General features: G+C 61.6%; 12 protein-coding genes. 6 read left to right on the forward strand and 6 right to left on the reverse strand.

Annotated elements, in window-relative coordinates; all coding sequences use genetic code 11:
• Positions 1-30: 30 nt before the first annotated feature.
• The 5 genes from HK439_RS23060 to secA form a co-directional block, all read right to left on the reverse strand.
• Positions 31-1,533 carry a glycosyltransferase family 39 protein gene (locus HK439_RS23060; RefSeq protein ID WP_190293844.1) on the reverse strand — a complete coding sequence of 501 codons (1,503 nt, stop codon included), beginning with the start codon at positions 1,531-1,533 and terminating at the stop codon, positions 31-33.
• Between the two features lie 10 nt (positions 1,534-1,543).
• Complete coding sequence (locus HK439_RS23065) at positions 1,544-1,972, reverse strand: GtrA family protein (RefSeq protein ID WP_209012020.1); 429 nt, start codon at positions 1,970-1,972, stop codon at positions 1,544-1,546.
• Complete coding sequence (locus HK439_RS23070; protein WP_235988075.1) at positions 1,969-2,994, reverse strand: glycosyltransferase family 2 protein; 1,026 nt, start codon at positions 2,992-2,994, stop codon at positions 1,969-1,971. Before HK439_RS23070 ends, HK439_RS23065 begins: the two co-directional genes overlap by 4 nt.
• A 170-nt stretch (positions 2,995-3,164) precedes the next feature.
• Positions 3,165-4,949, reverse strand: coding sequence for a B12-binding domain-containing radical SAM protein (locus HK439_RS23075; RefSeq protein ID WP_190293845.1), 1,785 nt, complete (start codon positions 4,947-4,949; stop codon positions 3,165-3,167).
• A 256-nt stretch (positions 4,950-5,205) separates the two neighbouring features.
• The gene (secA, locus tag HK439_RS23080) at positions 5,206-7,986 is read right to left on the reverse strand and encodes a preprotein translocase subunit SecA (protein ID WP_190293846.1); all 2,781 of its coding nucleotides are present in this window, start codon (positions 7,984-7,986) and stop codon (positions 5,206-5,208) included.
• Between the two features lie 283 nt (positions 7,987-8,269).
• On the opposite strand from secA, the gene HK439_RS23085 reads away from it, so the two are divergent.
• From HK439_RS23085 to HK439_RS23100, 4 genes are all read left to right on the forward strand, one after another.
• Complete coding sequence (locus HK439_RS23085) at positions 8,270-9,118, forward strand: peptidylprolyl isomerase (protein WP_209012021.1); 849 nt, start codon at positions 8,270-8,272, stop codon at positions 9,116-9,118.
• 129 nt (positions 9,119-9,247) lie between these two features.
• A complete protein-coding gene (gene argJ, locus HK439_RS23090; protein WP_190293847.1) occupies positions 9,248-10,489 on the forward strand; it encodes a bifunctional glutamate N-acetyltransferase/amino-acid acetyltransferase ArgJ in 1,242 nt (413 codons plus the stop codon).
• 104 nt (positions 10,490-10,593) lie between these two features.
• The gene (gene mutT / locus HK439_RS23095) at positions 10,594-11,001 is read left to right on the forward strand and encodes an 8-oxo-dGTP diphosphatase MutT (RefSeq protein ID WP_190293848.1); all 408 of its coding nucleotides are present in this window, start codon (positions 10,594-10,596) and stop codon (positions 10,999-11,001) included.
• Between the two features lie 107 nt (positions 11,002-11,108).
• Positions 11,109-11,279 (forward strand): Flp family type IVb pilin, encoded by a 171-nt coding sequence (locus HK439_RS23100; RefSeq protein WP_328804225.1) that lies wholly within the window; start codon positions 11,109-11,111, stop codon positions 11,277-11,279.
• A 12-nt stretch (positions 11,280-11,291) separates the two neighbouring features.
• On the opposite strand, the gene HK439_RS23105 is transcribed toward HK439_RS23100, so the two are convergent.
• Positions 11,292-12,182 (reverse strand): methyltransferase domain-containing protein, encoded by an 891-nt coding sequence (locus HK439_RS23105; RefSeq protein WP_190293849.1) that lies wholly within the window; start codon positions 12,180-12,182, stop codon positions 11,292-11,294.
• A gap of 119 nt (positions 12,183-12,301) precedes the next feature.
• Between HK439_RS23105 and HK439_RS23110 the strand changes: the two genes are divergently transcribed.
• On the forward strand, positions 12,302-13,090 hold the full coding sequence (locus HK439_RS23110) for a ComF family protein (RefSeq protein WP_190293850.1): 789 nt from the start codon (positions 12,302-12,304) through the stop codon (positions 13,088-13,090).
• Positions 13,091-13,181: 91 nt separating this feature from the next.
• Positions 13,182-13,439, forward strand: a complete 258-nt coding sequence (gene grxC, locus HK439_RS23115; RefSeq protein WP_190293851.1) for a glutaredoxin 3 — start codon at positions 13,182-13,184, stop codon at positions 13,437-13,439.
• Positions 13,440-13,450 lie beyond the last annotated feature (11 nt).

A 13,450-nucleotide genomic window follows, 5' to 3' on the forward strand; every position in this document is an offset into this window, starting at 1 on the left:
CGCTATGACGGGTTCGGCTGAAGACGGAATTTATTCAGATCCGGCGTCTGCGACCTTGCCCGGCGGCACGATGATCCAGTTGAGGGTGACCGGCCGCATCACGCCCGAAGCCTGGGCCGGGAAGCTTTTGGAGCCTTGCCGGGTGGCCGAGGGATAGAGGCGTTTGAACATGGCCGGCACCTCCGCGTCATCGCCGGTCCAGACCAGCAATACGCCCTTTTTCTGGACGTCCTTCATATCGATCCACGGGCTTAAGGCCGGATCATGATCGAGGAACATGGACGGGCGGCTCGGGGCGAACAGGGTCAGGTGGGCGGCCGGCCACATGTCGCCTGCCACATAGGCGAGGGGCGTCCCCGTTTCCTTCTGCCATTCGTCGGACAGGAACAGAGCGGTCTGGCGGCCCGGATAGTGGATCCGCGACAGCTTTTTCTTCCACTGGGGCTCCAGCAGGGCCTGGCCGGTGATGATACTCAAGAAAATCGCCTGAACGAGGGCCGCCGTCACGAAGGCGCGTTTCGGGGAACTCCAACCCGCGGGAACCCGGAACGTGCCGACTGCGAGGATGCCCGAGAGGACGAACATGGGCGTGCCCCACATCTGCTTGAACTCGTTTCCGGTCACGGCCGATGCCAGCAGCACGACGCCGAGCGGCAGGAAGGCAAACCAGAGCAGGAAGAGGGTGTCGGACCGGTTTTCCAGATCCGGAGCCGGTATTCCCGGCCTGATCTTTTTCAGGCTGGCCAGGCTGAAACCGGCAATCACGACCAGGAACAGGCCGGCGTGATTGGCGATCTGCGCGACCAGGAAGTTGACCGGGTTGTAGAGATGATCGGTCCAGCCGGTCGCCCCTATGCTGCGGCTTGCGGCATATTTGAAGGTGATGAAGTCGGTCTTGACCAGCCAGGCCAGATGCGGGGCGAAGGCGAGCAGGCAGACGGCGGCGGCGAGCCAGGGACCGGGCGTCATCACGTGGCGGCGGGCGGAGGGAAACACCAGCGCATAAAGGCCGATGGCGCCGATCAAGAGGGCGACGAAATATTTTGTGTAGAGGCCGAAGGCCGCCAGAAGGCCCAGGATCACCCAGTCGGTAAGCCGGCCCTTCTCCAGCGCCTTGTGAAAGAACAGGATCATGCCCGCCCAGACCGGGATCTGCAGGATGTTCGGGTTGAACTCCGACGCGGGCAGGGTGAAGTAGAAGGTGACGCTGGTCAGGACAATGGCCCAGAAGGCCTGCCTCGATGTCAGACCAATCCGCCGGGCCAGGTGCCAGATGGCGAGATAGCCGAGGCCGATGGAGATCTGGCTGAGCCAGTAGGCGCCCCAGGTCTTGCCTCCGGTCAGGCGGAAGCTCAGTTCCAGAAGCCAGGCCTGCATCGGCGGATGCTTGGTGTAGCCGAGCGCCATCTCCCGGCCCCAGGCAAAGCCCTCCACCACGTCGAGCGGCGGATTGGGGAAGAACAGGGAGGGGATCAGCGCCCAGAGCAGGCAGAGCGTCAGACCGTAGACGAAAGCGGAGCGTTCGGCGGACATTCGTGCTGCCTCACAAGCTGCGCTGGGGGGCGGAGAAGGCCCAGAAGCGGGCGCCGAGGAAGGTGAGTGCGGGTACGATCGCGATCGCGAACAGGATCCCGAGTGTGTCCGGCCAGGGAGTGAACGCGAGCCAACTGGCGAGCACGCCGGAATTCAGAGCGAAACCGCTGATGGCCAGCAGAAAGAACCGACCCATGCGCCGGAATGTTTGCCCGGGCGTATGGGTTGCCGCAAAGCTCCAGAAATGGTGGCCGCTGAAGGACACCGCAAAGGCAACCAGAAAGCCGACGATGTTGGCAGGGAAGGCGTTTAGAAGGTTTAAGTTCAAGAGGGTCACGGCGACGCCGGCGTGGGTCAGCGTGGCGACGGCGCCGACCACGGCGAACCGGCCCGCCATGCCGGCTTCGGCGACGACCTTGCTCCGGGCGGTCTCGTTCACTTGGAGGGCGCCTTCTTCTTCTTGGGAGTTTTGCCCTCGATCACGTCCTGAACCAGATAGACCGGGCGCTGCTTGGCTTCGTTGAACAGACGGGCGACATATTCGCCGATCATGCCGATGGACAGGAGCTGGACGCCGGAAAAGAACAGGAGGCCGACCATCAGCGAGGCATAGCCAGGCACATCGATGCCTTCGACCAGCACGCGGATGACCAGGTAAAGCGCATAGGCAAAGGACAGGGTTGCCACCAGCGCGCCGCCATAGAGCCAGACCCTGAGCGGCATGGTTGTGAAGCCGGTCAGGCCGTCGATGGCGAAGTTCCAGAGTTTCCAGTAGTTCCACTTGCCTTCGCCGGCGCGCCGCGGCGGACGTTCGTAGGGAAGGGCCATCGAAGGATAACCCACCCAGGCGAACAGGCCCTTCATGAAGCGATTGCGCTCGGGAAGCTTCAGAAGCGCATCGACGACAACCCGGTCGATGAGGCGGAAATCGCCGGCATTGGCGGGCATGTCGATATTGGCGAGGCGGTTGAACAGCCGGTAGAACAGATCCGCCGAGCCGCGCTTCATCAGCGTGTCGGAGGACCGGTCGATCCTGAGGCCATAGACGACGTCGTAGCCGGCGCGCCAGCCGTCGAGCATCCGCGGGATCAGATCCGGAGGATCCTGCAAGTCGACATCGATGATGACGATTACGTCACCGGTTGCGTGTTCGAGGCCGGCGGAAAGGGCGGCCTCCTTGCCGAAATTGCGCGACAGGCCGACAAGCCGGCCGGACAAGCCGGCATTCAGTTTTTCGGATAGCAGATTGGCGGTGTTGTCCCGGCTGCCGTCGTCGATGAAGACATATTCGTAAGGCAGGCCGAGCGGATCGAGCACCGCCCTTGTGTCGGTCAGGAAGTGATCGATGACGTCTTCTTCGTTGAAAACGGGCACGACGATGCTGATGAGCGGGGTGTCCGGGCGGGCCTCGACCCGTCGGCGCAGATAGGGGGTACTGTCTTTTTCAATCATCTCGTTCATGCATCAAACCGGTCGTCGCCCGCCACTCCGAGTATGGGCTTGCGGCCCATGCGCCCTGCCTACTCCGGTTTTCGGCAAATGTCACACGGGAAGACCGGACACCGTTAAACGGCGCCGGTTTCGATGCAGGCAGGGTGTCGGTTTAGACCTCTATGCCCCTTCCAGATGGCCTATTGCGCGGCGTCCAGCGGGGCTTCGTCCTTCGAGCGGGAGCCCTGGAGGATTTGTTTTTGCTTCTTGGCCTTGGCAACGGCGGCGCGGGAGGCGTCGTTCAGTTCGAACATCTCCAGGCTTTCCTCCTCGCCCTCGACGACCGGCTTGATGGCGAGATCGGTGTAATTCCGGTTGCTCTTGTCCTTCTGGATCCGCATGCGCATGCGGTTGAGCTTCCAGGCATAGGCGCCGAATTTCACATATTTGATCAGGCTGTCGACGGCAAAGACCGGATAGAACAGGACCGACGGGATCCGCTTGAAGCCCGGACGGCGCTGTTCCGGGTCCTTCAGGCGGAGATAGCCGCACTGCTGCGGATGGACGCCCTCGAAATGCATGGCACCATAGATCTGCAGGCACATGCGCCAGACGCGGACCGGCTTGATGCCATAGGCCATGTTCCGGCGCATCAGGGTCTCGATATGCTCGTCCGTGTAATACCAGTCCCAGATATCTTCGTAGGTCTGCTGCCAGACCTCCTTGCTCATTTTCGGGTGCTCGATGGTGGCGTGTTCCAGGTCGTAGCGGTTGAGATCGGGATCGAGCCAGGTGCCTTTTTCGTAAAGCACCTTGTGGTCCTCGGAGCCGGGCAGCGGGGTGAGCATGGTGAATTCGAGAACGTCGACCGGCAGTTCCCGCTTGATCAGTTCGATGTCGCGCCGGATGCTGTCGGGCGTGTCGTTCGGCAGTCCCATGATGAAGCCGGCATAGGTCATGATGCCGTGCTCCTTCCACATCTGGAACATCTTGCGGTATTCGGTGATCCGGTTCTGGCCCTTCTTCATGTGGGCCAGGTTTTCCGGGTTGATGCTCTCCAGGCCGATGAAGACATTGGTGCAGCCGGCCTTTGCCGCCTTTTCGATGAAATTCGGCAGGCGGTGGGCGAGCGTGTCGACCTGGATCAGGAAGCGGATATTGATGCGTTCCTTTTCGCGCAACTCGATTATGCGGTCGAAGATCGGTTCCCAGTTCTTGTTGCGGGCGAAATTGTCGTCGGTGATGAAGAACGAATGGATGCCCTGGGCGTGGTTGGCGCGGATCAGGGTTTCGATGTCATCCGCATCCCGCCAGCGCGACTTCCGGCCCTGCACGTTGATGATGGTGCAGAAGGAACACTGGAACGGGCAGCCCCGTCCGGCGTCGAAGGAAGACGTCTTGCCGTCGTACTTGCGGACGATGCTCTCCGGCAGGATCGGCGCCACCTGATGCTGCAGGGCCGGCAGGTCGTTCATCTTGTTGTAGACCGGCTTAAGGCTGCCCTCGTAGGCCTCCGTGAGGAAGTCGTCGAAACATTCCTCCACCTCGCCGGCAAAGAGCGTCACGCCCAGGTCGAGGGCGTCCTGAAGGTCTTTGGGAAGATCCTTCAGCATGGAAATGCAGCCGGACACGTGGAAACCGCCGATGGCGACGGTTATGCCTTGGGCTCGCAGTTTCCGGGCGATATCCATGGCGCGGGGGTACTGGTTGGACTGAACGCCGACGAGGCAGACGATCCCCTTGTTGTCATTGGCCTTGATGGTGCGGACGATCCGGTCGAGCGGAAGGCGCATGGTCATTTCGTCATAGGCGTTGACGACAATGTCGACATCCTCGCCCAGGACCTTGCGGTCGGCGCTGTCCTGCGCAATCGCGTAGAGGCAGGCCATCGAGTTGGAAGGGATCCATGCCTTCCACCACTGCAGAACATAGCCGTCATTGTCGTAGTGGGACGGCTTGATGATCTCGATATGGAATTTAGGCATATCCGATGGCCCTTTGCCCGCAGCGCCGGATCGTCAGTTCATCCCGTCAACGGCCTTGTCTCGCGGATTTCCTGCCGTCTTGAGCTTGCCTGTCCGGCTTTACATTTCCTTAACTCAGCGTAATGCGCGCAGGTAGTTTCATCAAGCGGCATATTTGAGCGGTGTGGACCGAATTACGGGCAGGTTTCGACAAAAAAACCGCCATCCGAATGGATTCGGACGGCGGCTTGATGATCCTTGATCTGTCGGGTGCCGGTCAGGTCAGGGCACCGTGGCAGTGCTTGTATTTCTTGCCGGACCCGCAGGGACAGGCCTCGTTGCGGCCGACCTTGCCCCATGTGGACGGGTCCTCGGGGTTGCGCGCTCCGCCTGGGGCCGGCGCGGCCAGCTGGGCATCGGCCAGTGCCAGTTCGTCCATACCGGTCGTCGCATCGACGTGGTGGGCGTGCATTTCCGGCAGTTCCTCTTCCGCGAAAGCGGGCGCCTGTTCCTGAACCAGTTCCACCCGCATCAGCTGCGCGGTGGTCATCTGGCGGAGCTGGGACAGCATGGTCTCAAACAGGGTGAAGGCTTCGGTCTTGTATTCCTGCAGCGGATCGCGCTGGGCGTAACCGCGGAAGCCGATAACCGATCGCAGGTGGTCGAGGTTCGACAGGTGATCGCGCCACAGGTGATCGAAGGTCTGCAGCAGGAAGGCTTTTTCCACCTGGCGCATGATGGCGGGGCCGTACCGGGCGACCTTCTGCGCCATGGCCTCGTCCGCGGCGCGGCGCAGGCGTTCCTTGACCTCTTCGTCGGCGATGCCTTCCTCTGCGGCCCAGTCCTTGATCGGCAGGTCCATGTTGAGGGTATTGCGGACCTCTTCCTGCAGGCCTTCCGTATCCCATTGCTCCGGATAGGCACGCTCGGGGATATGGCGGGCGACAAGGTCTTCGATCACATCGTGACGCATATCGGTCACGGCTTCCTGGATGGCCTCGCCGTCCATGAGTTCGACGCGCTGCTCGAAGACCACCTTACGCTGGTCGTTCATCACGTCGTCGTACTTGAGCAGGTTCTTGCGGATGTCGAAGTTGCGCGCCTCGACCTTCTGCTGGGCCTTTTCAAGGGCCTTGTTGATCCACGGATGGATAATGGCCTCGCCTTCTTCCAGTCCGAGCTTCTGCAGCATGGAATCCATCCGCTCGGAACCGAAGATGCGCATCAGGTCGTCCTGCAGCGACAGGAAGAACTTGGAGTGGCCGGGGTCGCCCTGACGGCCGGAACGGCCGCGCAGCTGGTTGTCGATCCGGCGGCTCTCGTGCCGCTCGGTGCCGATCACGTAGAGGCCGCCTGCTGCAAGGGCCTTTTGCTTGAGGGCTTCGACCTCGCTACGAATGGCCGCGATCCTGGCGTCGCGCTCTTCGCCTTCAGGAACGTCGGCGAGTTCGCGTTCAATGCGCATGTCGGAGTTGCCGCCGAGCTGAATGTCGGTGCCGCGGCCGGCCATATTGGTTGCGATCGTTACTGCGCCCGGCAGACCCGCCTGGGAGATGATAAAGGCTTCCTGCTCGTGATAGCGGGCATTCAGGACTGCGAAGATCTTCTCCTTCGCCGAGCCGTCATAGAGCGGGGCGAAGCCCTGGGGGTCGGTCACGTCGATCTGCTTGTAGCCGTGCTTCTTGAGAAGCTCCGCCAGATATTCGGATTTCTCGATCGAGGTGGTGCCGACCAGGATCGGCTGGCCGCGTTCCTTGCAGTCGTCGATCAGCTTGACGATCGCCTGGTATTTCTCCTCGACCGTCCGATAGACCTCGTCGTCGTCGTCGACACGCGACACCGGCAGGTTGGTCGGGATCTCGACCACGTCAAGCCCGTAGATGTCCATGAACTCGTCCGCTTCGGTCCAGGCCGTACCGGTCATGCCCGCCAGCTTGTCGTACATGCGGAAGTAGTTCTGGAAGGTAATGGAAGCGAGCGTCTGGTTTTCCGGCTGGATGCGAACCTTTTCGCGGGCCTCGAGTGCCTGGTGCAGGCCTTCGGAGAACCGGCGGCCGGGCATCATGCGGCCGGTGAATTCGTCGATGATGACCACTTCGCCGTTGCGGACGATGTAATCCTTGTCGCGCTGGAACAGCTTGTGGGCCTTCAGGGCCTGCTGCAGGTGGTGCACGACGGCGACGTTTTCGACATCGTAGAGCGAGTCGCCCTTCAGGAGGCCGGCTTCGCTGAGCAGGTTTTCCAGCTTTTCGTTACCGGCCTCGGTAAAGTTGGTCGACCGCTGCTTTTCGTCGATTTCGTAATCTTCTTCCGTCAGGTGCGGAATGAAGGCATCGACGGTGTTGTAGAAGTCCGAACGATCTTCGAGCGGGCCGGAAATGATCAGCGGGGTTCGCGCCTCGTCGATCAGGATGGAGTCCACTTCGTCGACGATCGCGTAGGCGTGTTCGCGCTGAACCATCGACTCGCGCTCGTGCTTCATGTTGTCGCGCAGGTAGTCGAAGCCGAATTCGTTGTTGGTGCCGTAGGTCACATCCGCGGCATAGGCGGCGCGGCGCTCCTCATCGGACAGGCCGTGGGTGATGCAGCCGACGGAGAGGCCGAGAAAGCGGTAGACCTGACCCATCCAGTCGCTGTCGCGCTGGGCCAGGTAGTCGTTGACGGTGACGACATGGACGCCGCGGCCGGTCAGGGCGTTCAGATAGACCGGCGCGGTTGCCACAAGGGTCTTGCCTTCACCGGTCCGCATTTCGGCGATCCGTCCCGAATTCAGGACCATGCCGCCGATCAGCTGGACGTCGTAATGGCGTTGCCCGAGCGCCCGCCTTGCGGCCTCGCGGACCGTTGCGAAGGCGGGAACCAGGAGGTCGTCGAGGGACGTCCCGTTCTTGTACTGCTCGCGGAACTGGTCGGTTCGGGCGCGCAACTCATCGTCCGAAAGAGCCTGTATTTCCGGTTCAAGTGCGTTGATCTGGTCAACTGTTCCCCGGAATGATTTTACTTTGCGGTCATTGGCGGAACCGAAAATCTTACGTGCTAAAGCGCCAAGGCCAGCCATGTGGCGGTCCTTCCCCTGTCGGGCGGCGACCAATAGACAGTGTCAGGCGCCAGCCCATGAAATCGTCTCAATTGCTGTCCACTTTCTCCTGATTGTGCCAGCGCACAAGCAGAAAACTCGCGGCGAAGGTCGTGTCCGAAGCCGATGGCAAGGACGCACGACAGATAAGAGGGGCCCTGATGCTTGTCAACGCCGCTGGTTTCAGCAAAGTTGCATCCACCTGCCGGGTAGGGCGCCAGGTAGGGTGTTAGTAAATTCAGTTCCGAATTGTAAAGGACACCAAATGTTCCATTTTTCCATGCGCCGGTCCGCTCGGTCGCTTCTCGTGCCGGTGATCGCACTGACGCTGGGTAGTACGGCCGTTCGTGCGGCAGAGCCGGGCGATGTCGTCGCAAAGGTCGGCGATGCGGAGATCACAGAGGCCGATCTCGCCTTCGCCGCTCAGGACATCGGTAACGATCTTCAGAAGTTTCCGCCGACGCAGTGGCGTTCCATCCTGCTCGATGTCCTCGTCGACATGGAACTGTTCGCCCAGGCGGCCAAGAAAGACGGCCTCGACCAGAGCGACGACGTCAAGCGGCAGATGAATTTCCTGACCCTCAAGGTGCTGCGCAACGCCTATCTGAAGGACAAGATCGACAGCGAAATCTCCGCCGACGATCTGAAAGCGGCCTACGAGAAGAAATACGCCGACTTCAAGGGCGAGGAAATCAGCGCGCGCCATATCCTCGTCAAGGACAAGGCGGAAGCCGAAGCGATCATCAAGCAGCTGGAAGACGGCGCCGATTTCGCCGAACTGGCCAAGGAAAAGTCGACGGGCCCGTCCGGACCCAACGGCGGCGATCTCGGATATTTCGCCAAGGGGCAGATGGTGCCGGATTTCGAAAAGGCCGCTTTCGCCCTGGAAAAGGGCAGCTTCACCAAGGAGCCTGTTCAGACCCAGTTCGGCTGGCACGTGATCAAGGTCGAGGACAAGCGCCCTCAGGAAAAGCCGAAATTTGAGGACGTTGCCGCAAAACTGCGCCAGGAGCTGATCCGTGCGCGCTACGACAAGGTCATGGAGGAACTGAAGGCGGAAACGCCGGTCGAGATCCTCGATCCGACGCTCGCCAAGCAGCAGGAAGCAAAATAAGCGCATTTGCGACCAAACACGCTGTTTGCGTTTAAACCCACTGGACGAGACCGCTCCGGCACAGGCATAAGAGCCTGAACCGGAGCGGTTTTCTTTTTCTTGATCCCACGTGCTGCAGGAGTTTGGCCGATGGCCGCGTCAGTTTCTCCCCTTGCCCCCAAATCCTATCCGGACATGCCGGAAATCGACGGTGTCCGGTTTGCGACGGCCGAAGCGGGCATCAAGTACAAGGGCCGGACCGACGTCCTGCTGGCCAGGATCGACGAGGGAACGACCGTCGCCGGCGTCTTTACCAAATCGCGCTGTTCGTCGGCTCCGGTGGACTGGTGCAAGTCCATCCTGAAGGCGGGACGCGCCCGGGGCCTCATGGTCAATTCCGGAAATGCCAATGCCTTTACCGGCAAGAAGGGCAAGGCGGCGGTGGAACTGTCCGCCCGGATCGCCGCAAGGGCGCTGGACTGCAAGCCTGAGGAAATCTTCCTGGCGTCGACGGGCGTCATCGGCGAGCCGCTTGCGGCCGAGAAATTCGAGGCGGTGATCGACGGCCTTGCGGCGATGGAAAAGCCGGCCGCATGGATCGATGCCGCGAGGGCGATCATGACCACCGACACCTATCCGAAGGTGGCCACCGCCTCGGTGGATCTCGACGGCGAAACGGTGACCATCAACGGCATGGCCAAGGGGGCCGGGATGATCGCCCCGGACATGGCGACCATGCTGTCGTTCATCTTCACCGATGCGGCGATTTCCGCCGATGTGCTCCAGGCCATGCTCTCCGGCGAGGTCGACGGCAGCTTCAATTCCCTCACCGTCGACAGCGACACGTCGACCTCCGACACGGTGCTTTTGTTTGCGACCGGCGCGGCCGCAAAGCGGGGCATCGAGCCGATTTCGTCCCTCAGCGATCCGCGCGTGGCCACGGTGCGGGCCGCGCTCGCCGACGTGATGGTCAACCTGTCGCAGCAGATCGTGCGGGACGGGGAAGGCGCGCGGAAGTTCGTCGAGATCCAGGTGGAAGGCGCCGAGAGTGATACCTCGGCCAAGGTGATTGCGATGTCGATCGCCAATTCGCCTCTGGTGAAGACTGCGATTGCCGGTGAGGACGCGAACTGGGGCCGTGTGGTCATGGCGGTCGGAAAGGCCGGCGAACCTGCGGACCGGGACCGGCTTGCCATCTGGTTCGGCGACGTGCGCGTCGCCGTGGAGGGAGAACGCGATCCGGACTATTCCGAAGCCGCCGCAAGTGCGGTTATGAAGGAAGAGGAAATCGTCATTCGCGTCAATCTGGGTCTCGGCAACGGCTGCGCCCGGGTGTGGACCTGCGACCTCACCAAGGAATATGTCGCCATCAACGGCGATTACCGAAGCTGACGGCGGGAGGACGGCAAAACCCGCCCGCGACTGCGATTAAGAAGTGTTGCGAAACAGGGTAAACCGTCCGTAAGCCGTCTGTCAGACAGTGGAACATTCATTTCATGAGCCGTATTGTCCTGGTCGCCGCCTGTGCCCTTGTCGATCTTGATGGGCGTATCCTGCTTGCCCAGCGGCCCGAAGGAAAATCAATGGCCGGATTGTGGGAGTTTCCGGGCGGAAAGGTCGAAACGGGCGAGCGTCCGGAACAGACACTTATCAGAGAACTTTACGAAGAACTCGGCATAACCGTTAACGAAGCGTGCCTCGCACCCCTGACCTTTGCGAGCCACGCTTATGAAGATTTTCATCTGTTGATGCCACTTTACGTGTGCCGTCGCTGGGACGGAACACCGAGGGCCATGGAAGGCCAGACCCTTAAATGGGTTCGCCCCGTCAAACTCCGTGAATATCCCATGCCTCCCGCCGACGAGCCGCTGATACCGCATCTCATGGATCTGGTGTCGATGTAAGGGGCACGTTGCCCCGATCCGAGTGGTGAAAGGGCACACTGATGCAGCGACCTGGGCAGCTTGCAGGAGAGGCAACCGGTTTCTTCAGACCTGGAATGGCTGCTGCCGTGCAACGTTTCGCTCGCGACGAGACCGGCGCCACAACGGTCGAATACGGTATGATCGTCGGCATGATCAGCGTCGCCATCATCGCCACCCTGACGTCGATCGGCGTCACGATCCGGGATGACATCTTCGGCGTGATTTCCACCAGCATGAGCGGCGGCGAGGCCGAGTAAGGCCTCATACGGCTATTTATCCAAATCGCCTTCCTGTGCCTTCAGCGCATCGGCAAGGCTCGTCTTCGCGGATCCGGGCTTCAGGGGTTTCTGCTGGCTCTCGTGCGGGGCCCAGCCGGAGAGCGACACGAGAGCGAAGGTCGCCCTGATCCGTCCGTCCGCATCCGCGTGGCTGCTGGCGTAGAGCTCCGCCGCCCTCAAGAAAACCTGTTTCGGCAAGGGCTGTCTGCTGCGTTCCTGCAAGACGGAGGCGGCGCCCATCGCCCTCAGGTCGTTCATCAGGTCGAACAGCGTATCGTAGCGGACGGTGATCCGGTCGAGATCGGTGACGGGCAGGGCGAAGCCCGCCCGCTGAAGCAGGCTGCCGAGTTCCCGCACATCCGTAAACGGCCCGACACGGGGAGCCGCGCCGCCGGAAAGTTCCAGTTCCGCCCGCATCAGCACGTCGCGCAGCTCGAACAGCGTCTCGGACCCCGGCAGCGTTGCCAGAAACAGGCCGTCCGGCTCCAGCGCCCGGCGGATCTGGATCAGGGTCCCGGGAAGGTCGTTGACGAACTGCAGGGAAAGCGCGGAGACGATCAGTCCGACCGAAGCATCCTTCAACGGCGGGAGCGCATCGTCGAAGACGAAATCGGGCGGATCCAGCGCCGGATCAGGATCGAAAAGGTCTCCCCGATAAACGGATTCGACCTTGCCGCTGCGTCTGAGCATGTCGGCGACATGCCCGGTATGGCCGCCCAGATCGATGCCCGTTTTGAAGTTGCGGCTGATCATCGACAGCCGGTCGCCAAGGTCGTCGCTAACGGTCTTCAGGAGGAAATCGGCACCGCCCACTTTTTTCCGAAGCGCGTTGAGGCGGCGCTGCCTGAGAAGCCGGCGGTCGAAGATGTCGGGAGCGGTCATCGGATTTCACGGGTCCTTGCGGCCGGGCTACCCGGCGCTGATTTTTCAGGTGACATAGGCAATGCGACCGCCGTCGTCAAAACATGATAGGCTGAATGCAATTTTTAGGGGGCTGGTCCATGGCGCAAGTCACGGTGGCCGGAAAGAGGCTATTCGGATTGACCGGGCGGTGGGGCCGCCGGGCCGCCGGTGGTTTGCTCGATCTGTTATTGCCGCCGCGGTGCCTCGCCTGCACGGCGGTGATCGATCAACCCGGCGGGCTTTGCGCCGAGTGCTGGCGTGACATGCCGTTTCTGGAGGCGCCCTGGTGCGCGCGCTACGGCACGCCGTTTGCCTACGACATCGGCAAGGACGGCCTGTCTCCGCGCGCCATCGCGGATCCGCCGGTGTTCGAAAGGGCGCGGGCCGTTGCCCATTATTCCGGTCCGGCGCGGGATATGGTGATGGCCCTGAAATTTTCCGGGCGGCGGGACCTGGCCGGTCCGATGGGGTGCTGGATGGCCCGCGCGGGCCGGGAATTTCTGGATAAAGACAGCGTGATCGTACCGGTGCCGCTGCACCGCATCCGCCTGTGGCAGCGCCGCTTCAACCAGTCCGCCGATCTTGCGCGGGCGGTCGCCGGGGTGTCCGGCGGAACCTATGTGCCTGAATTGCTGCGCCGCAAACGCCGGACCCGTCAGCAGGTGGGGCTCGATGCCGCCGCCAGGCGCCAGAATGTGCGCGGTGCATTCGGAGTTCGTGAGGATCTGGAGGAATTTGTTTACGGAAAACAAGTGGTTCTCGTCGATGATGTACTGACGACCGGCGCGACGGTCTCCGCCTGTACCAAGGTGCTGAAATCGGCGGGGGCTGCCGGTATCGATGTCCTGACGTTTGCAAATGCGGATCCGGCGGGTGTTCTGTCTTGACCGTAAGATGTCGCAATTGTACTCGGCTTGAAAATATCCACATAACGGGGCAACTTTACGGGCGAATGGCCCGAAAACCCAAGGAAACACAATGGCCGAAGTCGTCATCTACACGCGCCAGCTTTGCGGATTCTGTACGGCGGCAAAACGTTTGCTGGAGAAAAAGGGCGTGGCTTACCAGGAATTCGACGCCACGTTCGACCCCGCTCTCCGGCAGGAAATGGTGCAGCGCGCAAACGGCCGCGCGACGTTTCCGCAGATCTTCATCGGATCGACCCATGTCGGCGGCTGCGACGAGTTGCACGATCTGGAGCGCGCGGGCAAGCTCGATCCGCTTCTGGCCGCCTGAAGACGGGGCGG

Source organism: Roseibium aggregatum, from assembly GCF_014692675.1.
In the GTDB taxonomy this organism is placed as follows: Bacteria; Pseudomonadota; Alphaproteobacteria; order Rhizobiales; family Stappiaceae; genus Roseibium; species Roseibium aggregatum_C.

Coding starts and splice junctions, on each gene's coding strand:
- argJ (WP_190293847.1), top strand. CDS start 9,248: ATGGCCGCGTCAGTTTCTCCCCTTGCCCCCAAATCCTATCCGGACATG.
- HK439_RS23110 (WP_190293850.1), top strand. CDS start 12,302: ATGGCGCAAGTCACGGTGGCCGGAAAGAGGCTATTCGGATTGACCGGG.
- HK439_RS23085 (WP_209012021.1), top strand. CDS start 8,270: ATGTTCCATTTTTCCATGCGCCGGTCCGCTCGGTCGCTTCTCGTGCCG.
- HK439_RS23105 (WP_190293849.1), bottom strand. CDS start 12,182: ATGACCGCTCCCGACATCTTCGACCGCCGGCTTCTCAGGCAGCGCCGC.
- mutT (WP_190293848.1), top strand. CDS start 10,594: ATGAGCCGTATTGTCCTGGTCGCCGCCTGTGCCCTTGTCGATCTTGAT.
- grxC (WP_190293851.1), top strand. CDS start 13,182: ATGGCCGAAGTCGTCATCTACACGCGCCAGCTTTGCGGATTCTGTACG.
- HK439_RS23075 (WP_190293845.1), bottom strand. CDS start 4,949: ATGCCTAAATTCCATATCGAGATCATCAAGCCGTCCCACTACGACAAT.
- HK439_RS23070 (WP_235988075.1), bottom strand. CDS start 2,994: ATGAACGAGATGATTGAAAAAGACAGTACCCCCTATCTGCGCCGACGG.
- secA (WP_190293846.1), bottom strand. CDS start 7,986: ATGGCTGGCCTTGGCGCTTTAGCACGTAAGATTTTCGGTTCCGCCAAT.
- HK439_RS23060 (WP_190293844.1), bottom strand. CDS start 1,533: ATGTCCGCCGAACGCTCCGCTTTCGTCTACGGTCTGACGCTCTGCCTG.